We start from the raw sequence: 19,749 nt of genomic DNA, 5'->3' as shown, positions 1-19,749 counted from the left end.
GCCGCGGCGCCCTCTGTTATTTCGGTATGAACAAGTCTTGGCATAACCTCTACTTGACCAGCCGTCTCAACGCGCCCCGAGATACTCGGTGAAGGCGTCGATCACCTCTTCAATATCGTCATCGTTGATTTGCAGATGGGTCACCAGCCGCAGCTCGCCGTAACCGGAGAAGAGGATCCCCCGCTCCTTCATAAAGGCCAGCAGAGAGGCCGATTCCCCCTCACGCAGCCGCAGGAACACCATGTTGCTCTGCACCAGCGAGAGGTCGAGCTCGATGCCCGGCAGTGCAGCCAACCCTTCGGCCAGCCGTTTGGCACGGCGGTGATCATCGGCCAGGCGGGTCACATGCTGCTCGAGGGCAAACAGACCGGCTTGCGCCAGAATCCCCGCCTGACGCATGCCACCTCCCAGCATCTTGCGTAGGCGGCGCGCACGGGCGATGAAATCGTGGCTGCCCACCAGCAGCGAGCCCACCGGTGCCCCCAACCCCTTGGAGAGACAAATCGAGATGCTATCAAATGGAGCGGCGATCACCTCGACCGGGGTCTCGCTGGCCACGGCGGCGTTAAAGAGCCGTGCGCCATCGAGATGGAGCTTCAAACCACGTTCAGCAACAAATGCCCCCATCTCCTGCAGATAGGAGAGCGGCAGCACCTTGCCGTTGTGGGTGTTCTCAAGGCAGATCAGGCGAGTCTGGACGAAGTGGGCATCATCAGGGGCCAGCGCGGCCCTGATATCATCGAATGCCAGTGTGCCATCGCGCTGCATCGGCAAGGGTTGCAGGGCTACGGAGCCCAGCACGGCACTCCCCTGCGCTTCATAGCGATAGATGTGAGCGGCGTTGCCGAGGATGGCACCCTCACCGCGCTGACAGTGGCTCATCACCGCCAACAGATTGGACATGGTGCCGGACGGCACAAACAGCGCCGCCTGTTTGCCCAGCAATCTGGCCCCAAAGGCCTCCAGCGCGTTGACGCCCGGATCTTCACCATAGACATCGTCACCGACTTCGGCGTGGAGCATGGCTTGACGCATGGCGTCAGTAGGCTGGGTGACGGTGTCACTTCGTAAATCGATATAGCGCATGAGATCCCTCCTGAAACAGGAGAGTGACGTTAGCCATGCGCCCCTCGCTTGGCAAGGGGCGCATGAGCAGAATGTGAAGCCAATAGACGTCCATAGAACCCGCTGGCGGGATCTACCAAGGCAGCGGCTGACCGTTGAGATCCAGTAGCTGACCCGATTGGGTCAACGATAACCCCTTGATGAGATTGAGCAGCTTCACCGCCACCTCGGCAGGCTCCTGCAATTGCTCCGCAGGCAACTCGCTCAGAAAGGGGGTATTCATCGGGGAGTCCATCAAGCCGGGCGCAACGGCCACCACCCCTGCTTGCGGGAAACGTTGCGCCCACTCGAGGGCCAGCGTTTTCACCCCCATGTCGAGGGCCGCCTTGCTCATCCGGTAGCTGTAACGCCCCCCCTCCAGATTGGCGGTGATGGAGCCCGCCAGATCAGAGATGGCACAGAGCCACAGCGGATGGTCACTGCCCATCAACCGACTGAAACGGGCAGCCAGCGCCAGTGTTGGCCAGGCATTGGCCAGCAGGCTGTCGCACAGCCACTTGGGGTGCACCTCTTCGACCCGCCGCTCTGGCATAAAGCTGACATCGTGCAACAGGCCGATGGTGTTGATCACAACTGTGGGGAGCGGATCGGTATCGTAGAGGGTAAACAGGGCGTCGAACGAGATGGCGTCCACCTCTTGCAGCGGGAAGAAAGCCCCCATCTCGATCCCTTTTGGATAGGTGCGCCCGGCCAGAAGGAAGGACTCCTCCCTTGCCATCAGCTCTTTTGCCAGCGCCGAGCCCAGCGCACCACTTCCGAGGATCAAGTAGCTCATCGCCCATTCCATGGAGAGTTATCTTGCTTAGAGCGTATCAGAATAATCAACCGGCCGTGACACGACCAAAGGGTAATATGCCCCTCATCACGCTTCCCCCAGATGGCGACCAAACTCCCGCGCCAGCGCCAAGTCGAGAAAACCGTCCGCTTTCTTGTGGGTGCGCAAAAACTGGTAATAGGCGAGCAGGGTGACCAGAGCCTCCTCATCGGGCAGCCCAACCCCGGGTTGCTGCTCGCCCAGCAGTAGCTGCGCCGCTGCCAGCGCCTCCCTGTCTACCACTTCCGCCTGACGGTAGAGATAACCGCAGCCAGTTGCCAGCCACTCCAGCGAGCAGTTGGCCCCCATGGCGATCTGGTTGGCCCGCGCCAGGCCAGGCTCGGCCCCCTTCAAATATTTGCGGATCAGCGCTTCACTGAGCCCCACCTTGCGGGCAAACGCGCTCACGCTCATCTCCCCGATCAGGCTCTGCAAGCGCTCGGCAAATCCTTCCATCCAACTCTCTCCCCTACTCTGCGGTCAGAACCAAAGTTCGAATCATGCCACTGCCCATTATTGCTTTGCCAGCCACATGAGGCCAAGATGCCCGCAGTCATCTATGTTGCACATCGTTTTCGCATCGTGTTTTTCAAGGAGTCAACCATGTCTGTATCCCGTGTCGCCCTGCATCCGCAAGGTCCCACCTTCTCTCGCCTCATCATGGGTTACTGGCGCCTGATGGAGTGGCAGCTCTCTCCGGCCGCTCTGCTCGATCTGATGAAATATCATCTGGATCTGGGGGTCACCACCATCGATCACGCCGATATCTATGGTGGCTACCAGTGCGAAGAGGCCTTTGGTCACGCCCTGCGCCTCGAGCCTTCCCTGCGCAGCCGGATGGAGATCGTCACCAAGTGCGGTATCGCCCTCACCGCCAAGCCGGAGCATGCTCTCAACCACTACAACACCGGCAAGGACCATATCATCGCCAGCGCCGAGGCCTCGCTGCGCAAGCTCGGCACCGACCATCTGGACCTGCTGCTGATCCACCGCCCGGATCCCCTGATGAACGCAGATGAAGTGGCCGACGCCTTTATCACCCTGAAACAGGCGGGCAAGATCAAACACGCCGGGGTATCCAACTTCACCGCCCGTCAGTTCGAGCTACTGCAATCGCGCCTCCCCTTCCCTCTGGTCACCAACCAGCTGGAGATCTCGCCGCTCCATCAGGAGGGGACCCTCGATGGCACCCTGGATCAGTGCCAGCAGCTTGGCATCAAGCCGATGGCCTGGTCATGTCTCGGCGGCGGCCGACTGTTCAGCGATGACGCCTATGCCCCGCTGCGTGCCGAACTGGAGCAGGTCCGTCAGGAAGTGGGCGCCCAGACTATCGAGCAGGTGGTCTACGCCTGGGTAATGATGCTGCCAAGCCAGCCGCTGCCATTGATTGGCTCCGGCAAACGAGAGCGGATTGCTGCCGCCGTGGCCACCGAATCCATCGTCCTCAATCGCCAGCAGTGGTTCCGCATCCGCAAGGCGGCGCTCGGTTACGACGTCCCCTGATAACAGCAAAACGTCCAGAAACAAAAACGGCATGGGGGAAACCCATGCCGTTTTTTTATTGCCGAGGCACCTTAGCGGTGGCGCTGTTGCGGGCGACCACGGGGAGCATCTGTCTTCGGTTTGGCCTGGTTGACGGTGATGGTACGGCCACCGACTTCAGTGCCATGCAGACCAGCGATGGCCTTTTCGGCATCACCATTGACCGGCATTTCAATAAAACCAAACCCCTTTGACTGGCCGGTATCGCGGTCGATGATGATATCAACCTTGTCGACCTGTCCAAACTGGCTGAACAGGGTTTTCAGTTCGTCGGCCGTCATCCGGTACGACAGATTTCCTACGTAAATCTTCATGCCATCCACTCTCGATTCAAGGTGCCTTCTCTATGCAATTCCCAGCATAACGGTAAGGGCACAACCCCTATGCCGGACCTGCCATGGCTTCATGCCGTGGCCTTCTCCACACTGTCGTCAAGTGATTGATCTCTTGGGTTAACAGTGCAGACAAGATCAATTCGAGTCACTGGCAGTATCTGAGCTTTGCCGGGAATTGTCGAGAAAATAGTCGACTCAGGCCGATTGCAGATCTGACAACCGTTGTGCCAGCATCCGGCGACCGTGCCAGGCCCGTTTAAAGCCGAAGCGATAGACAGACGGGCTCACCAGATGGAGCTCCCCCGCCTTGAGATCCAGCAAGGTCATGGCCGCCGCCAGCTCCTCTTCACTCAGTTGCAGATCGAGGCTGAAGTCGAGCCACTGGCCGTCGTGACCCACTCGCCTCTCTCGTTCGAGCGCCACCAACTGACTGCGGGGCAGTGCCAGCGCTTCATCCTTATTCCCATTGAGCAGATAGATATGCTGTTCATCCCACCCCAGCTCCGCCAGGCGCCAGGGCTGCCAGCTGCGGGGCAGCGACACCATGATCCCAGTGATGCCACCAAAGACCACGCCTACCCAGTTGAGCAGCGCCATGGCACCCCAGCCATCCCACAAGGAGGCCACCACCACGCCCCAACTCACCAGCAACAGCAAAAAAATGACGCAGCGATAGCGAACCGCTGGCGGCATCAACAGCTGCACCTGCGAACCGGCAAGCAAGGATGTAATACGCATGAAAAGCTCCTGTCATCACGAAATGGCGCCATTGTGAATAGCCATCAGGATGCTGACAAGGGGGTTTTCTTTGTCATCCCCCTATAAAATCAATACCATGGCGTAAATGATTCTCAGTGGAACCCGCTTCTTGACCAGCTCGCAACCCTGTGTGCGCTTTTGTGGCGTCGACAAATTCTATGGCGACTTTCAGGCTCTTCATCACATCGATCTCACCATTGAACGGGGAGAGAAGTGGGTTATCTGTGGCCCGTCAGGCTCGGGAAAATCGACCCTGATCCGCACCATCAACGGGCTGGAGGGGATCGACGACGGCCAACTGTTCCTGTTTGGCGAGCCGGTGACCCCTTCCTACCTGCGCCGCCTGCAAGGTCGGGTTGGCATGGTGTTTCAGCAATTCAACCTCTTCCCCCATATGACGGTGCTGGAAAACCTGATGGTGGCGCCGGTGCATACCCTGGGGTTGCGCCCTCAGGAGGCCAAAGCCCGGGCGCTCGGGCTGCTCGAGCGGGTGCGCATTCAGGCACAGGCCGACAAGTACCCACACCAGCTCTCCGGCGGCCAGCAGCAGCGGGTCGCCATCGCCCGCTCCCTCTGCATGCAACCCGAGCTGATGCTGTTTGACGAGCCCACCTCCGCCCTCGACCCCGAGATGATCCGCGAAGTGCTCGATGTGATCCGCGAGCTGGCTGACGAGGGGATGACCCTGATCTGCGTTACCCACGAGATGGGCTTTGCCCGTCAGGTGGCGGATCGGGTGCTCTTTATGGACGAGGGCAAGATCATCGAGTCGGCCCCGCCCGCCCAGCTGTTCAACGCCCCTCGGCACCCGCGCACCCGGGCCTTCCTCGAACAGGTGCTCAGCTATCATGGCTAGGCTCAATCGTCCCCGCCTGTTCGGCTGGTTGTCAGGCACTGTGATGCTCTCTGCGCTACTGGGCTGGGCGCTCTATAGCGGCGCTCGCCAGATGGGCTATGAGTGGCAGTGGCCGCGGGTGTTGCCCTTTCTCGGCGAATGGGATGAGGGAACCTTTTATGCCGGCCCCTTGCTAAACGGCCTGCTGGTCACTTTGCAGGTGGCGCTGCTCAGTCTGCTGGGCACGATGGCGGTCGGTGTGTGCGTGGTTAGCCTGCGGCAGCTTCCCTCCCGGCTCGGCCCCTGGCTCGCCATCGCCTATCTGGCGCTGGTGCGCACCACGCCCCAGCTGGTGCAACTCTATATTCTCTATTTCTTGCTTGGCCCCATGCTGGGATTGGCCCCCCTTGCCTGCGCCGTGTTGAGCCTCTCCCTCTATCAGGGTGCCTTCACCGCCGAGGTCTTGCGTGCAGGTGTACAGGCCATTCCCAAAGGACAGTGGGAGGCGGCCCAGTCGCTTGGCTTGTCGCGAACCATCACCCTGCGCAAGGTGATCCTGCCCCAGCTGGTGCGCATCACCTTGCCGCCGCTGACCAACGAGCTGGTCTCCCTTATCAAACATTCGGCGCTGGTGAGTGTGATCGCCATCTTCGATCTGACCAACGAAGGGCGTACTCTGGTTGCCGATACGTTTCTGACCTTTGAGGTGTGGTTTACCGTAGCTGCCCTCTATTTGCTGTTAACCCTGACGCTGTCAGCCTGTTCGCGGGCGCTGGCCCGTCACCTGAATCCGGATCAACAAGGACGCTAACCATGAAGCTGTCATTCAAGACCACCCTGTCGGGCGCTGCCCTGCTACTGACAAGCCTGCTCACTCCGGCACTGGCACAAACTGCCCCCTCCGACACCCAGGCACAGATCGAGCAGAGCGGTACCCTGCGGGTCGGCATGTCCACCTTCGCCCCCTGGGCGATGCGCGACAAGCAGGGGGCCCTGATCGGTTTCGAGATTGACGTGGCCCGTCGCCTCGCCACAGATAACGGCTGGCAGGTAGAGTTCGTGCCTACCGCCTGGGATGGCATCATCCCCTCCCTGTTGGCGAAAAAGTATGACGTCATCATCGGCGGCCTCACCATCACCCCCGAGCGGGAGAAGAGCGTGCGTTTCACCCAGGCCTACTCCCACTCGGGGGTGCAGCTGGCCGCCTCCAGCGCCATGGCCAAAGAGAAGAAAACCGTGGCGGACTTCAACCAGCGCGGGGTGATCCTGGCGGTACGTCGTGGCGCCTCACCGGTACAGGTGGCAAAAGAACACTTCCCCAAGGCCACCCTGCGCCAGTTTGATGACGAGTCACAGATATTTCAGGAGGTGCTGAACGGCCGCGCCCACGGCGCCCTCTCATCTTCCCCGAAACCCGAGCAAGAGGCGCTGCGCCACCCGGATGCCCTCTTTATGCCGTTTGCCGAGCCGTTGGCACAAGGCGATGAAGGCTTTGCCCTGCGCAAGGGGGATGATGCCCTGGCTGAGCAGTTCAACGAGTGGATCGCCGCCCGTCAGGCCGATGGCTGGCTCAAGGCGCGCCATGACTACTGGTTCAAGTCGCTGGCCTGGGAAGCGCAGGTCGCCAACCCCTGATGCTGATTGCTCTAAAAGAGACCATCCGACGCATCGTCCGTGGGCCATGTCGGAACATCAACTGGCTGGATGGGGCGATCGCCCTGATCCTGCTGCTGGCTGGCCTCTGGCTGGCCAGCCGCTTGCACATCGGGGTAGCCTATCAGTGGCGCTGGCATGAGGCCTTCGATCTGCTGTTCACCCCTGGCCCTCACGGCGAGTTGCCCTACTTTTTCAGCGGTCTGCTCACCACCTTGCGCATCGCCCTGCTCGGCATGGTGCTGGCGCTGCTGCTCGGCACTGCGCTGGGGGTAGCCGCCTTCAGCCGCCGCCACTGGCTGGTGATGCCCGCGACCCTGTTTATCCAGCTGATCCGCAATCTGCCGCCGCTGGTCTTTATCTTCATCTTCTACTTCTTTATCGCCAACCAGCTGCTGCCTGCGAGCGGCCTCTCCCGCTGGCTCGGCACCGTATCACTCTCCCCGTGGCAAGAGGCGCTGTTTGGCCCCCCTGCCCGCTGGGAGAACCTCATCTCAGGCACCCTTTGCGTTGGCATGATCAGCGCAGCCTTCGTCGCCGAGATCGTCCGCGCCGGGCTGGCCGCCATCCCCCGTGGCCAGTGGGAGGCGGCGCAGAGCCTCGGGCTCTCCCCCTGGGTGCGGCTGCGCCATGTGATCCTGCCGCAGGCCATGTTGCTGATGCTCCCCCCCCTCACCGGCCAGCTCATTGCGCTGGTGAAGGATACCGCCATCGTTTCGCTTATCTCGGTACAGGAGCTCACGTTTGTCGGCACCGAGATGGCCAACTCCAGCGGACTGGTCTACGAGATCTGGCTGCTGGTAGCCGCAGCCTATTTATTTATATGTTTGAGTCTGTTCGTATTGCTGAGCCGACTCGAAGCAAGACAAGGAGCACGCACATGCTGACGTCCCTGTTGCTGGCGACTGTATTGCAAGCGGAAGCCATCGGTGGTTATGCCGCCGGTTGCCTGAAAAACGGCGTATCCCTGCCCCTCGAAGGGCCGGGTTATCAGGTGATCCGCACCAAACGGCTGCGCTACTACGGCCACCCCGACCTTATCCACTACCTGCAATCGCTGGCCAACCAGACCCACATGGCCGGGCTGCCGGATCTCTATATCGCCGATCTGGCGATGGCCCGTGGCGGCCCCTTTACCTCCGGCCATCGCAGCCACCAGACTGGCCTTGATGCCGATATCTGGTTTCGCATGGCCAACCGCCCCATCAGCAAATGGGAGCAGGATGCCCCCAAGGAGTGGGCACTGATCGACGAACCCAGCTACAAAATGTTGCCGGGCCGCTTTGGCCCCCAGCAGCTCACCCTGCTGCGGCTTGCGGCCAGCAAACCCGAGGTGGCCCGCATCTTCGTCAATCCGGTGATCAAATCCGCGGTCTGCCAACAGGCTGGTAACGAGCCCTGGGTCGCCAAGCTACGCCCCTGGGTGGGCCACTTCAGCCACTTCCACGTGCGGCTGCGCTGCCCGGTGGGCAGCCCCGATTGTGAACCCCAGGCTCCCATTCCGCCCGGCAATGGCTGTGGGGAAGAGCTGGCATCCTGGCTAAAAGACAAGCCCCAGCTGCCCAAGGTATCCGGCATCAACAAGCGACCCGAGCTACCTGCGCGTTGTGGCAACTGACCCCAAGCTGGTATGGTGGTGCACTCTTGGTCGTACACCATCCATGGCGCACTATCGACTCGAAATACCAAAGGAGAACAACAAGATGGCCACATCACTCTGGCGCAGAACCACGCAGAGCCTGTTGACCCTGACCCTGCTGCTCGGCCTGACCGGCTGCGGCATGAACAATATTCCGACCCTGGACGAGCAGGTTAAAGCAAGCTGGGGGCAGGTGGAGAACCAGTATCAGCGCCGCGCCGACCTCATTCCCAATCTGGTCGCCACCGTCAAGGGCTACGCCAGCCATGAGCAGGAGACCCTAAAGGCGGTCACCGATGCCCGTGCCCGGGTCGGCAGCGTGCAGGTGAGCGATCCTGCCCAGCTCAAGGAGTTTGAAGCGGCGCAGAACCAGCTCTCCAGCGCCCTCTCTCGCCTGATGGTGGTGGTAGAGCGCTACCCCGAGCTGAAAGCGGATCAGCAGTTCCTTGCCCTGCAGGCCCAACTGGAAGGAACCGAGAACCGCATCTCGGTGGCTCGCCGCGACTATATCGAAGCGGTACGCCAGTTCAATACCGAGATCCGCACCTTCCCCGGCGTTATCTGGTCCAAGTTGCTCTACTCGGATCTGGAAGCCAAACCCAGTTTCAGTGCCAAACCCGGAGCCGATGAGGCGCCCAAGGTCAGCTTCCAATGAAGATGATACTGCGCTGGTTTCTTCCCTGTCTGCTGCTCTGGGCCAGTGCCCTGCAAGCGGCACCGGACTTCCCGACGCTGAGCGGACGGGTGGTGGATGAAGCCAGTCTGATGTCCCGCAAACAGGCCCATCAACTGACCCAACAGCTGGCCGCCTTTGAAAAGCGCAGCGGTATCCAGCTGGTGGTGGTCTCCGTCGACAGCCTCGATGGGGAGACCATCGAGGAGTACGGCTACCAGCTCGGTCGCCACTGGGGGATCGGCCAGAAAGGCAAAAACAATGGCGTGCTGTTGCTGATCGCCCAGGATGAGCGCAAGGTGCGGATCGAGGTAGGCTATGGATTGGAAGGCGCCCTGCCCGACGCCATCGCCGCCAACATCATCCATGGCCGCATCCTTCCCGCCTTCAAGCGCGGCGATATGGTGGCCGGGATCATGGCGGGCAGCCAGAGCATCATGAAGGCACTCGCCGGAGAGTATCAGCCGGTCGAGCAGCCAAAGAGTGACAACGGTGGCGGCCCTTGGCTGTTTATTCTGGTGGTGATTGCGATGATCGTGCTCCACAACCTGCGCGGCGGTGGTGGCGGTGGGCCAGGAGGACGACGTCGGTCGGCCTATATGGCTGGTGGATTGGGTGCCGGCTCCTTTGGTGGTCGCTCCGGCGGCGGATTCAGCGGTGGCGGCGGCAGTTTTGGCGGCGGCGGAGCCTCCGGTGGCTGGTAACAGGAGTAAAGAGACAAATCATGATTTCTAAACAGTTCTTCCACACGCTTCAGGCCAAGGTGCGCGAAGCGGAGCTAGAGACTGATGCTGAACTGGTCACCGTGCTGGCCCCGGCCAGCGATGGCTATCGCTACATTCCCACCCTCTGGGCGGCGCTGCTGGCGATGCTCACCCCGCTGCTGGTGTTCCAGCTCGGCTTCTGGCTAGGCTGGTACGAAATCCTGCTGGTGCAGTGGTCGGTCTGGCTGCTGCTGAGCCTGCTGTTCCACTGGACCCCCATCAAGATGCGGCTCATCCCGAAGAAGGTTCGCCAGCACCGGGCGGCCCTGATGGCTCGCCTGCAATTTGTCGAGCAAGGGCTGCACCGCACCCGCGACCGGCTCGGGGTGCTGATCTTCGTCTCAGCCGCCGAGCACTATGTAGAAATACTGGTGGATGACGGCATCGCCCAGCATATCGACAACGGCCAGTGGCAGGAGATCATCGACGACTTCGTGGCGCGAGTGCGCAACAGGGAGATCGAACAGGGTTTTCTGGAGTGCGTGGAGCGCGTTAGCGCCATTCTGACCGATGCCTTCCCAGCCACCCGGGATCAAAACGAGCTGCCGGACAGCCTGATCATCCTCGACAAGCCCTGATCCGGTTTAAAAAACCGGCATTCTGCGCAAGCGTTAGGCATTCGGAAAAGATTATGAAAAATAAGGGGAAAAGAGGTTGACCCACACAGTCCTTTCCCCTAAATTACGCCCCGTTCCAGCGCAACAGCGCAGCGAACGAAAATTTGGTGAGGTGTCCGAGTGGCTGAAGGAGCACGCCTGGAAAGTGTGTATACGGCAACGTATCGAGGGTTCGAATCCCTCCCTCACCGCCAAATCTAAAAAAACCGACCTCAGGGTCGGTTTTTTGCTTTCCGGCAAACACCTATGCCGACAAGTGAGCCAGAGCCACGCAGTGGCAGATCATCCACGCACTCATCCCCCGGTTTGCAAAGCACTGATGGAACATCACTGCTTTTCGTATTGCCAGCTCCCGCCCCCTAGCTTGCTTTTGTGATTGCCCCACCCGACAAGCGTTCCTTCCTGTCACAACAGGAGCAACAAGATGATTGCAATGCCATCTTATGGCCGCAACACGCCTTCTTTTATGGACGTTACCCAGCGCCCATTAATTGCTCAGCGATTGGATATCATTTTGAAAAACTGATACTTAAGTAGCTACACTAGCGATTATCAACATGCAGGGATGTGTAAAAAATGAGCTTGATTGGCTTGGTACTGGCGTTGATCGCCATCCTTGGCGGCAACATGATCGAGGGTGGTCATCCCAGCGCACTGCTCGATCTGCCCGCATTTCTTATCGTGATCGGCGGTACCATAGGTGCTGCGCTGACCCAGTTCCCCTTCTCCGTCGTCGGCAGCACCATGAAGCGTTTCAAATGGCTGCTCTCCCCCCTCAAGCTCGATATGCATGAACAGGCCCAGTTACTGGAGACCCTGGCAGGCAACGCCCGCCGCAGCGGCATGCTGGCGCTGGAAGGGATGATCGACGAGATCAAGGATCCCTTCCTGAAGAAAGGGGTGCAGATGATGGTTGATGGTTACGAGAAAACCAAGATACACGAGGTGCTGGAGAACGAGATCGAATTTGAACAGGAAGATCTCGAACAGACGGTCAAATTCTACGAAGCCATGGGCGGCTACTGCCCGACCATGGGGATCGTCGGTGCGGTGTTTGGCCTGATCCACGCCATGGGTCTGCTGGATGCCCCCGACAAGCTGGGCGGTGCCATCGCGGTGGCCTTTATCGCCACCATCTACGGGGTATCCGCCGCCAACCTGATCTTCTTGCCGTTCGGCAACCGCTACAAGGGGTTTGCCCACCAGATCCGCCACTACAAGGAGATGACCCTGACCGGCATTCTCTGCATCGTGGATGGCGAATCCCAGGCACGCCTGCAAGTTACCCTCGAACCTTATCTGGGAGGTCACGGTGGCCAAAAAGAAAAAGGCTGAAGCACCGGAGAACCACGAACGCTGGCTGGTCTCCTATGCCGACTTCATGACCCTGCTGTTCGCCCTGTTTGTGGTGCTCTACTCCTTTGCCATGGCAAAGCAGTCCGAAACCCGGGTGCTTATCCAGGGCTTTATCGAGTCGCTGGGTAAAATCGGCCTCATCTCCCCGCCTGCCGGCTCACCTTTGATGCAGGGGGGCACAGGGATTCTCGAGCCAGAATCAAAAACTACGCCGAGCAGCCCGAAAGAGGAGACTGTGCTGGAGAAAGATGCCCCCATGGCGGCATCGGACCCCTTCAACGAGACCATAGGTGCCTCGGAAAAACCAAGCGCCACCGAAGCCTGGCCCCACAAGACCCAGGAGCAGGAGTGGGTGCAGGTGACCAAGCAGAAGCTGGAGCAGCAGCTAAAGGCCCAGATTGAATCGAAGGATCTGGAGGTCGAGCAGCTTGGCAGTCAGCTGGTGATCCGCATCGGCGAGAAGGCGCTGTTCCCCGCCGATTCGGCGTTCCTGCAGCCCCAGTTCATCCCGCTGGTCAACAAGATCGCCGGCATTTTGGCCAACATCCCGGGGCAGGTCGTGGTCACCGGTCATACCGACAACTCCCAGGCGCCGGTGGAGCTCTATCGCAACAACTGGGAGCTCTCGGTGCTGCGGGCCTCTTCCATCGTGCAGACCATGCTGACCAATCCCCAGCTGGATGCCAGACGAGTCATCGCTCAGGGGGTTGCCGACACTCAACCCCGCTTTGCCAATGACACCCCTGAACATCGCCAGGCGAATCGCCGGGTCGATATCACCCTCTCTCAAGGCAAGGCCGCAGAAGAGTCGCTGCAACTGCTCAAGCCCTGATCCCCCCGCTCCTGCCTCGCGTGGGAGCCTCTTTTTAAAAACAAATAGCTCAATAATATCAACATCATAAGATCTTAATGATAATGATTGCTATTTATTGTCAAGTGGTCAGGCCTCTGCAATAATGCCGCCCCTCAGGCTTAAATAAAAACAATTATCATTATGAACAAACTGCTTCAGGCATGGCCGGCACTCTTGTGTGCCTCCGCTGGCGCGGCCGATCTCCCCCCTGTGGAGAAGGCTCGCAGCGACGACACCATCATTGTCACCGGGCAACGGGTACAACAGAAACTCTCCGATGTTTCCGGCTCCATCACCGTCATCACCCAGGAAGAGCTGGACCGTCAGGTCGCCAGCGAGCTGACTCATGTGTTTCGCAAGATCCCCGGTGTCTCGGTCACCGGCTCTGCCGGGCGACCGCAAAACATCAGCGTGCGCGGCATCGGTGGCAACCGTATCCTGCTGATCAAGGATGGGGTGCGCGTCAGCGACGGCTTTGGCGCCGACAACATCAATGACAAGGTGGGTCGCTTCAACTTCGACCTTGATGACATCAAGCAGATTGAGGTGGCCAAGGGGGCCGGCTCCTCCCTGCATGGCTCCGATGCCATCGGCGGCACCGTGGTGATGAATACCAAGCAGCCGGAAGATTATCTGCAACAGCAAGATAGCTATCTGGCGGCCAAAACCCTCTACGGTGGCGACAGCAACAAGAAGAAGCTCAGCATGACCGGCGCGGTACGGGCACTGGAGAGCGAACATCTGTTGCGTCTCTCCGGCTGGCGCGGCAACGAAACCGCCAACTTTGAGGAGAACCGTATTCCGGCGGATCTGGATGGCATGAGTGCCTCCACCAGCAGCCGCCTCCCCCTCAATGCCCATCACGCTCTGCGGCTGGAGCTGGACTACTACGAGGATCACGCCAAACGCCAGATGGGCCCAAAGGCGGTGCCCCAACCCGATGGCAGCTGGGATGTGGTCGGTTTTCAGGAAGATGGCGATCAGCGCACCCAGGGCGGCAAGTTCAGTTGGGAAGCCAACGATCTGGGCATGGTCGATACCCTCAACTGGAGCCTGTTTGGCAACCAGTCACGCAACGAAGCCAACCAGCGCCAGCTGCTGCGCAACGATGCCCTGAGCGGCTATCCCAGATATCGCAGCCAGCGCACCCTCTCCACATTTGAGGAGCTGCGCCTTGGCAGCGAGCTGGAGTTGCAGAGCAAGCTGAGCACCGGCTCGCTGGATCACACCTTCAGCTACGGTGTGGAGCTGGAGCAGGCCAACCACGAGCGGCCGGTCAGCAATCTGACCCTGGAAGATGGCATCACCACCCAGGGACAGAAAGCCCCCTTCAGCAAGGCCGAGACCCGCCGCGATGGCATCTGGCTGAGCGATGTGATCGATCTGGGCAACTGGCAGTTTACCCCGACCCTGCGCTTTGACCGCCAGCGCCTGCGCGCACCGGACAGCAATCTGGCCGAGAACCACAGCGACCACATCTCCCCCAGTGTGGCGGCCAGTTATCGCTTCAACGAGACATGGCGCAGCTGGCTCAGCTATGCCAACGGCTTCCGCGCCCCCGCTTACGATCAGGTTTACGGCAACATTCCTCACTACTTTGCCATGCCGCCGTTCGAGATCATTGCCAACCCCAACCTCAAGGAGGAGACCAGCCACAGTCTGGAGTGGGGAGTGAATGGCCAAAGCGACAACTGGAGCGTCAAACCGGCCGTTTTCTACAACCGCTACTACAACTTCATCGACTGGCGCCAGACCGGTTTTCGCCTCGATGACGGTGTCTTCCTGCGCCAATATCGCAACGTTGCCAAAGCAGAAACCTGGGGCGCCGAGCTGGCCGCCAGCCTCTGGCTGAGCGACGAGTGGGAGCTTTCGACCAATCTGGCCTGGATGGATGGCAAGGATCACCGCGGTGAGCCGCTGCGAACCCAGACACCGCTGGAAGGCAACACCACCCTGCGCTGGCAACAGCTCGACTGGGGGGTTGAGCTCAGTGGCAACTATGCCGCCGCCATGACCAAGGTGCCCCAGTGCGCCAATGCGCAGACTGGCTACAACGGTGCCTGCCAGAGCAGCGCAGGCTGGTTCAGCCTGGATCTCACCGGCGACTGGCAGATCACCGAAGCGCTAAAGGTCAATGCCACCATCGGCAACCTGCTCGATACCCGCTACGTCCGCTATCAGGATGTGGCCGGACTCCCGGCTGGCAGCGACACCTCCCTCTACAGCCAGAGCGGCCGCTACCTGTCAGCCAGCCTCAGCTACCGTTTCGTGGGGATGTGATGAAGCATCATGCAATCATGGCGGCCCTGCTGGCCGCCCCATTGGCGTGGGCGCAAGAGGCCCTGCCACCGCCGATCCCGTCCCAATCGCACCTGATTTCGGGCAGTCCCGTACGCCAGGATCCCTACTTCTGGTTGCGGGACGAGAGCCGCAGCAACCCGGCCATACTCGCCCTGCTCAAGCAGCAAAATCGCTGGAGCGAGCAGCAGCTCGCCGCGCAGCAGCCACTGGAAGCCACCCTGCGCGCCGAGTTTGCCCGCCATCCGGCGGGGGAATCTGTGCCAGACAACTGGCTTGTCCGCGGCGATCAGGCATGGCAGCTGCGCCCGGATGGCTCACTCTGGCAACGCCACGGGGGCAAGGTGCAGCAACGGCTTCCCGCCAGAGCGGGTGAGGGCTATTACGAAGCGGGCGGCTGGGCTCTGAGCCCGGATAACCGCACGCTGGCCATCGCCGAAGACAGGCGCGGCGATCTCGACTATCAGGTCACCCTGCTCGATCTCCAGAGCGGCAAGGCGCTGGCCAGTTTGACGCAGCGCAGCGCCGATCTCGCCTGGTCACAAGATGGTCGCACCCTCTACACCATCGCCAACGAGCGCTACACCCTGCGCCCCTGGCAGTTGCGCGGCTGGCAGGATGGCCAGGAGCAGACTCTCTATGAGGAGCAGGATCCCGCCTGGCTGCTCAGCCTCTATCGCACCACGGATGGCCAGCATCTGGTGTTGCAGGGCAACAACCACGACAGCTCGGAGCAATACCTGCTCGACTCGGGCAAGCCGCAGCAGATAAAACCCCGCCAGCGCGGGGTGGAATACTATCTGGACAGTCAATCCGGCTGGGTGATCAAGAGCAACCGGGAAGGGGCGTTTGCCCTCTATTCAGCCAGCACGCCGCTCGATGAGTGGCAGCGCCTGTGGCCCGCCAAAGGGGAAGATCTCGGCGATCCCGAGAAGTGGCGACTGTTTGATCGCCATCTGGTGGTGCAGTTTCGCCAGCAGGGGGAGGATTGGCTCGCCCTCCTCGATCGCAACGGCCATGAACGCCAGCGCCTGCCGCTGGCCAGTGGCGCCGGAACCGGCTGGCTGCAAGGAGAACATGACCCGGCCAGCGACCGTATTCTGGTGCGCAGTCAGGGCTTGAGCCAGCCCCCCGGCCAACGCTGGCTGGATTTGACCAGCGGCCAGTGGATCAACGACCAGCGCACCGCAGACAATAAAGCATTGCCCTATCAGAGCGAGCGGCGCTGGATCACTTCTGCCGATGGCACCCGGGTGCCTGTCTCGCTGGTGTGGCGCAAGGATCTGGCCCCTCGCGCCGTACTGCTCTACGGCTATGGCGCCTATGGCACGCCGATGCGCCCCTACTACCAGAAAGAGCTGTTGAGCCTGCTGGATCGGGGCTTTGTCTACGCCATCGCCCATGTGCGCGGCGGCGGCATGCTGGGGGAGCAGTGGACCCGCGACGGACGGGGCATCAACAAGCAGAACGGCATCAGCGACTTTATCGCTGCCGGCAACGCCCTGCGCCACTGGTCGCCCGACTCTGCTCCCCTGCCCCTGTTTGCCATGGGGGGCAGCGCGGGGGGCACACTGGTTGCTGCGGCCCTAAACCAGCAACCGACACTCTTTAGCGGCGCCGTGTTGCAGGTTCCCTTCGTCGATATGCTCGGCACCATGAGCGATCCCGCCCTCCCCTTGACCCGTCAGGAGTACCAGGAGTGGGGCAACCCGGCCAAGCCCGCAGAGTATCAGGCGATGCGCCGCATCAGCCCCTACGACAACCTGCACCGCGCCCCCTACCCGCCCCTGCTGGTCACTACCGCCCTGCACGACAGCCAGGTGCCCTACTGGGAGCCGGTCAAGTGGCTGGCCCGCCTGCGGGAGCACAGCACGGGCTCCGGCCCCTACCTGCTGCTGACCGAACTGGAGGGAGGCCACCGCGCCGGTGGTGGCGATCGGGCTCGTGAATTTGCCTTCTTGTTGCATCTGGCGGGGATCAATCAATGACCCTGCCGCTGATTGGGAGTACCACTATGAAACCCCTGTTGCCCGCCCTCTTGCTGGGGCTGGCTGGCTTTTCCACTCAGGCCGCCGAACTGCGTTTTGTCGAACAGGACGCCCCGGCCGATCCCCGCCTCTGGCTCGAACAGCAGCTCGGCGTCACCCTGAGTGATGCCCCGGCCTATCAGCGCCAAGGCAAGCTGGGCCACTATCTGCATTATCGCCAGCAACTCAATGGCGCACCGATCGCCGGCCTGATGGCCGCCGTCAGTCTCGATGAGCAGGGTCGCCCGTGGCGCCTTTATCACAATACCCGGCCGATGCAGGCACAGGCGGCGCCATGTGATGAAGCAAGCCGCGCCGGGGTGGATGCCTATACCGCCACGCTGGATGGTACTGTGTGGAAATTCGCTGGCAGTGACGAAGCCCAGCCCTGGTACTGGCAGGATGGCGACACCCTGACTGCGGCCTGGCGCCTGCTGGCGGTGGAAAGCCAGCCGGGCAACAGCAAAAGCAGCCACTGGCAACTGTTTGTCACCTGCGATGGCAGCGCCCTGCTGGGGCGCACGCTGCAAGAGGCCAGCACCCGTGCCGAAGCGGCCCCGCTGGCAGGGGAAGCGGCCACGGTGCAGGCCCGCATCTTTGCCCTCGATCCCCGCACCCAGCTGCAAGATGGCAACCTGCTGTGGCGCCACGATCTGGTGCTGGACAACCGGGCCTATCGCACCGTGCCGCTCACGGTACAAAAGGTGGATGACACCTACCAGCTAAATGGCCCACGCGCGCGGGTCGTGGATGGCACGGCGCCGGAAACTGCCCCCTTTAGCAGCCCTGATGCCGATGGCTTCCAGCTGGATCACCAGCAGCCCGCCTTCCTCGATGTCAATGGCTACTACCATCTGGATCTGGCCCAGCGCCATGTGGAATCCCTTGGCTACCCGACGCTGATGGGCGGCCCCCTGGCCATCGATACCGATGCCGGGGAGCAGGACAACTCTCTCTATGACCCCTTCCTGCGCCGGTTGGAAATTGGCCGGATAGGGGTACCCGATGCGGAAGATCCCATGGTGATCTGGCACGAGTTTGGCCATGCGGTGCAGCACCATATCCTGCCCGACATGGGAGAAGAGGGTGACTGGGGCGCCATCGGCGAGGGCTTTAGCGACTATCTGGCCGCCAGCTGGCGCCAGCGTAGTCCAGAGGCTCGCCAGTTCGAGCCTTTCATGGTCTTCAACTGGGATGCCAGGATCAGCGGCCGAACGCCCCGTCAGCTCGATGATCTGCGGGCGCGCTATCATCCGGGCTTCCTCTATCCGGCTCACCTCACCATCAACGGCAGCAACGGCGACCAGCTGTGGGGCACCCCGCTCTTCACCGCGCTGCGCCAGGCCGTTGAACAATATGGCGAGGTAGCCCGTGACGAGTTCGATACCCTGCTGATTGAATCCCACTTCGGCCTCGGCCCGCAGGTGCGGATGCCCCAGCTGGCGCGGGTCACCGTGGATACCGCCAACCGCCTCTATCCGGATCGCAGCTATGGCAAGCTGCTGGAGCAGGCCTTCCGCCATCACGCCCTGCTGCCCACCCCCATCGCGGCCCGCCTTGCCGATGACAGCTACCTGCTGCCCGCGGAGAAAAAGAGCCTCGCCATCGAATTGACCAACCAGAGCGGCCGCCCCCTGACCGTGGCTGACGCCAGCCTGCTCCCGAGCAAGGGACTCATGGGTGACGGTCACTGGCAGGGAGAGCTCAACGCCGATGGCACTGCCCGCTGGACCCTGCCGCTGGAAGCGGCGAGCAACCTGACCTGTGGCGAGGCAGTCACCTTGCCGCTGCAGTTCCAGCTCACCCTGCCCAGCCCCACCGAGCGCCAGACCCGCCTTGACCTGCAACTGCCGATCGGTGAACCGCTCTGGCAGCGGGCCATCGGCCAGGGTGGCCAGATCAAGGATGCGGTGAGCGATGAGCGGCACGGCCTGTCCCGCTTCACTCTCACCCTGCCCGAGAGCAAGGCCCGCATCGACAGCGGATTCGTGGTCGCCCTCGATCTGGAGCACAGCAAGCTGGAGCAGCTGGAGATCTGGCTCACCTCCCCTTACGGTACCCGGATCAGCCTGTGGAACAAGGGTTACGCCAGCCATACCCGGCTCAAGGGGGAGTTCCCCCGTGAACTGGTACCGTTCGAATCGCTGGATAAGCTGCACGGCGAACCGCTCGCTGGCCGCTGGCTGCTGGAGATCAACGACACCAGCGCCGGTGACACCGGTCAGTTGCGCAACTGGCGTGTAGCCCAGCAAGTCGGCGCCCGCTGCGACAAGGATGAAGCCCTGCCCAACACCGGCATCATTCCCCTTGAGCAGGATGAAGGGGGTGGCGGCACGACTTCCCCCCTGCAGCTGTTGCTGGCCCTCTGGCCCCGCCTCTGGCGTCGGAGCACCCCGCGCCGTTGAATCCTGTACCACGGGGGTTACCGCCCCCGTGAACCTGTGACCGAATCAAGGAAT

19 protein-coding genes and 1 tRNA gene are annotated in these 19,749 nt (G+C 61.3%); 15 read left to right on the top strand and 5 right to left on the bottom strand.

Features of this window, described 5'->3' with window-relative positions; genetic code table 11:
* Positions 1–66 precede the first annotated feature (66 nt).
* The 3 genes from ltaE to OKB77_RS05900 all read right to left on the bottom strand — a co-directional run bounded on the left by ltaE (position 67) and on the right by OKB77_RS05900 (position 2,395).
* A complete protein-coding gene (gene ltaE / locus OKB77_RS05910; protein ID WP_247822967.1) occupies positions 67–1,086 on the bottom strand; it encodes a low-specificity L-threonine aldolase in 1,020 nt (339 codons plus the stop codon).
* A 112-nt stretch (positions 1,087–1,198) separates the two neighbouring features.
* Positions 1,199–1,900, bottom strand: coding sequence for a short-chain dehydrogenase (locus OKB77_RS05905; RefSeq protein WP_247822968.1), 702 nt, complete (start codon positions 1,898–1,900; stop codon positions 1,199–1,201).
* An 87-nt stretch (positions 1,901–1,987) separates the two neighbouring features.
* A complete protein-coding gene (locus OKB77_RS05900) occupies positions 1,988–2,395 on the bottom strand; it encodes a helix-turn-helix domain-containing protein (RefSeq protein ID WP_005351138.1) in 408 nt (135 codons plus the stop codon).
* Between the two features lie 147 nt (positions 2,396–2,542).
* On the opposite strand from OKB77_RS05900, the gene OKB77_RS05895 reads away from it, so the two are divergent.
* Entirely contained in the window at positions 2,543–3,442 is a 900-nt protein-coding gene (locus OKB77_RS05895) for an aldo/keto reductase (protein WP_120414621.1), read from the top strand.
* Between the two features lie 71 nt (positions 3,443–3,513).
* Here the strand turns inward: OKB77_RS05895 and OKB77_RS05890 are convergent, their stop codons facing one another.
* Positions 3,514–3,795, bottom strand: coding sequence for an RNA recognition motif domain-containing protein (locus OKB77_RS05890; protein ID WP_005337180.1), 282 nt, complete (start codon positions 3,793–3,795; stop codon positions 3,514–3,516).
* Positions 3,796–4,011: 216 nt separating this feature from the next.
* A complete protein-coding gene (locus OKB77_RS05885) occupies positions 4,012–4,554 on the bottom strand; it encodes a hypothetical protein (RefSeq protein ID WP_270817122.1) in 543 nt (180 codons plus the stop codon).
* A gap of 106 nt (positions 4,555–4,660) precedes the next feature.
* Between OKB77_RS05885 and OKB77_RS05880 the strand changes: the two genes are divergently transcribed.
* The 14 genes from OKB77_RS05880 (at position 4,661) to OKB77_RS05815 (ending at position 19,695) form a co-directional block, all read left to right on the top strand.
* On the top strand, positions 4,661–5,431 hold the full coding sequence (locus OKB77_RS05880) for an amino acid ABC transporter ATP-binding protein (protein WP_075115892.1): 771 nt from the start codon (positions 4,661–4,663) through the stop codon (positions 5,429–5,431).
* The gene (locus OKB77_RS05875) at positions 5,424–6,221 is read left to right on the top strand and encodes an amino acid ABC transporter permease (RefSeq protein WP_270817121.1); all 798 of its coding nucleotides are present in this window, start codon (positions 5,424–5,426) and stop codon (positions 6,219–6,221) included. The genes OKB77_RS05880 and OKB77_RS05875 overlap by 8 nt, the downstream gene beginning before the upstream one ends.
* Positions 6,222–6,223: 2 nt before the next feature.
* Positions 6,224–7,045: a transporter substrate-binding domain-containing protein gene (locus tag OKB77_RS05870; protein WP_270817120.1), complete on the top strand. Its 822-nt coding sequence runs from the start codon at positions 6,224–6,226 to the stop codon at positions 7,043–7,045.
* Positions 7,045–7,950, top strand: a complete 906-nt coding sequence (locus OKB77_RS05865) for an amino acid ABC transporter permease (protein WP_270817119.1) — start codon at positions 7,045–7,047, stop codon at positions 7,948–7,950. Before OKB77_RS05870 ends, OKB77_RS05865 begins: the two co-directional genes overlap by 1 nt.
* Complete coding sequence (gene mepA, locus OKB77_RS05860) at positions 7,944–8,681, top strand: penicillin-insensitive murein endopeptidase (protein ID WP_216948442.1); 738 nt, start codon at positions 7,944–7,946, stop codon at positions 8,679–8,681. The genes OKB77_RS05865 and mepA overlap by 7 nt, the downstream gene beginning before the upstream one ends.
* An 85-nt stretch (positions 8,682–8,766) precedes the next feature.
* The gene (locus OKB77_RS05855; protein WP_005346564.1) at positions 8,767–9,357 is read left to right on the top strand and encodes a LemA family protein; all 591 of its coding nucleotides are present in this window, start codon (positions 8,767–8,769) and stop codon (positions 9,355–9,357) included.
* Positions 9,354–10,079, top strand: a complete 726-nt coding sequence (locus OKB77_RS05850; protein WP_270817118.1) for a TPM domain-containing protein — start codon at positions 9,354–9,356, stop codon at positions 10,077–10,079. The genes OKB77_RS05855 and OKB77_RS05850 overlap by 4 nt, the downstream gene beginning before the upstream one ends.
* A 20-nt stretch (positions 10,080–10,099) precedes the next feature.
* The gene (locus tag OKB77_RS05845) at positions 10,100–10,717 is read left to right on the top strand and encodes a TPM domain-containing protein (protein WP_058058422.1); all 618 of its coding nucleotides are present in this window, start codon (positions 10,100–10,102) and stop codon (positions 10,715–10,717) included.
* A 145-nt stretch (positions 10,718–10,862) separates the two neighbouring features.
* Positions 10,863–10,950: transfer RNA gene (locus OKB77_RS05840), tRNA-Ser, on the top strand.
* Between the two features lie 382 nt (positions 10,951–11,332).
* Positions 11,333–12,091: a flagellar motor protein gene (locus tag OKB77_RS05835; RefSeq protein ID WP_042056089.1), complete on the top strand. Its 759-nt coding sequence runs from the start codon at positions 11,333–11,335 to the stop codon at positions 12,089–12,091.
* Positions 12,069–12,944 (top strand): flagellar motor protein MotB, encoded by an 876-nt coding sequence (locus OKB77_RS05830; protein ID WP_005351126.1) that lies wholly within the window; start codon positions 12,069–12,071, stop codon positions 12,942–12,944. Before OKB77_RS05835 ends, OKB77_RS05830 begins: the two co-directional genes overlap by 23 nt.
* 162 nt (positions 12,945–13,106) lie before the next feature.
* On the top strand, positions 13,107–15,245 hold the full coding sequence (locus OKB77_RS05825; protein ID WP_193859410.1) for a TonB-dependent hemoglobin/transferrin/lactoferrin family receptor: 2,139 nt from the start codon (positions 13,107–13,109) through the stop codon (positions 15,243–15,245).
* Positions 15,245–17,251: a prolyl oligopeptidase family serine peptidase gene (locus OKB77_RS05820; RefSeq protein WP_270817117.1), complete on the top strand. Its 2,007-nt coding sequence runs from the start codon at positions 15,245–15,247 to the stop codon at positions 17,249–17,251. Before OKB77_RS05825 ends, OKB77_RS05820 begins: the two co-directional genes overlap by 1 nt.
* On the top strand, positions 17,248–19,695 hold the full coding sequence (locus tag OKB77_RS05815; protein ID WP_270817116.1) for a proprotein convertase P-domain-containing protein: 2,448 nt from the start codon (positions 17,248–17,250) through the stop codon (positions 19,693–19,695). Before OKB77_RS05820 ends, OKB77_RS05815 begins: the two co-directional genes overlap by 4 nt.
* Positions 19,696–19,749: the final 54 nt, after the last annotated feature.

This window comes from Aeromonas sp. Y318-3, assembly GCF_027706185.1.
Taxonomy (GTDB): Bacteria; Pseudomonadota; Gammaproteobacteria; order Enterobacterales; family Aeromonadaceae; genus Aeromonas; species Aeromonas veronii.
The sequence above is the reverse complement of the archived record's forward strand: the minus strand, read 5'-3'. Positions and strand labels throughout refer to the sequence as shown.